Source organism: Maribellus maritimus (assembly GCF_022267315.1).
Lineage (GTDB): Bacteria > Bacteroidota > Bacteroidia > Bacteroidales > Prolixibacteraceae > Draconibacterium > Draconibacterium maritimum.
On record NZ_JAIKLE010000142.1, the window covers coordinates 1 to 1,194 of the forward strand.

At 31.9% G+C, this 1,194-nt stretch carries 2 protein-coding genes; both read right to left on the minus strand.

All coding sequences use genetic code 11. The features are described 5' to 3' along the window. Positions 1 to 139: 139 nt before the first annotated feature. Entirely contained in the window at positions 140 to 802 is a 663-nt protein-coding gene (locus tag K5G00_RS29395; protein ID WP_238770201.1) for a hypothetical protein, read from the minus strand. A gap of 3 nt (positions 803 to 805) precedes the next feature. Then, positions 806 to 1,150 (minus strand): hypothetical protein, encoded by a 345-nt coding sequence (locus K5G00_RS29400; protein WP_238770203.1) that lies wholly within the window; start codon positions 1,148 to 1,150, stop codon positions 806 to 808. Positions 1,151 to 1,194: the final 44 nt, after the last annotated feature.

Consider the following 1,194-nt stretch of genomic DNA (forward strand, 5'->3'; position numbering starts at 1 on the left):
CTAACGGTTGGTACATGTTGTCGGGGCGGATTTCGGAGAGCGTTCCTGTCCGAAGGACACGGAACTGCGATGCGAGAATCCGCAGTTGGCGCACCACAGAACCCCGCCCTGCAATATGTACTGTGTTATGGCACGTATTTTATTTTATTTTCAGTTTCGACATTTTCTTTTCTTCTCGTATTTTATTTAGTCTACTTGTCAATGCTTTAATATCTTCGTCTTTTCGGTTAACCCAATCATTAAATTCATTTTTCATTTCTGGACTAAGAGAGTTAAAATCAATTATACCTTGTCGATATGAGCCTTCGTGATTTGAACATGAATTTTCCAAAAAGTAAAGAGCTTCTCTTATAATCTTAATTCCCTCTTTTACATATTGACTGTCAAATAGAAAATCATCGTCAGCTTTGTTATAGACATGAATATACTTTGCAAGTTTACTCTGTAAATCTTCTGCTGTTTTATAATCAAATGGAATCAATGGACAGTTTTCAAAAATCGCTTCCGCAAAAGCAGATGTAAATGATTGGTATCTATACCTTAGAGATTTAAGTTTTTTGTTAAGGCTTTGGATTCCTTTATAATTTTCTAGTTCATTTTTCCAAGATTCATCAACTAATGAACTTGCTGCCATAACTAGTGGAGCTAGTTCTAAACGTTCAATTATTATCCTGCATTCGAGAGCAGCATAACTTAAAAAAGTTGAACTTTTATCTTTCTCTATCTGGTTAAGTAAAACTTTAATTTGAATAATACTCCAAGATAGATTTTGCTTTCTAATAAAAGGATTAAATTTCTCCATATATTATTTTCTTAAACTCAATAACCCAGATACTAAACTGGGAATTGAGAATGGAATTACATAAAGTAAAATAGCTTTATTGTCCAATAAAATATAGAAAGTCAATGTAATAGCGATTAGTAATGATAGCGGCAATAAAAATGATTTTAATTCTGTCCTTTTTTGAATTACTAAAATACCAATTGGAATAATGTAGCCAATCAACATACCGATAATTAATAGTCCAGTAACCAAAAATCCTGTCCTTAAACTATAAGAAAAACTCACGATTATTAAGAAAACAATCAACCAGAAAACCCAAGTGTTTTTCAATAAGTAGTCTTTCGTATTTATAAACATTTTATTCATCTCGTAATTGTCTGATTGCAGTTTTTAATATGTGCCATAACGGT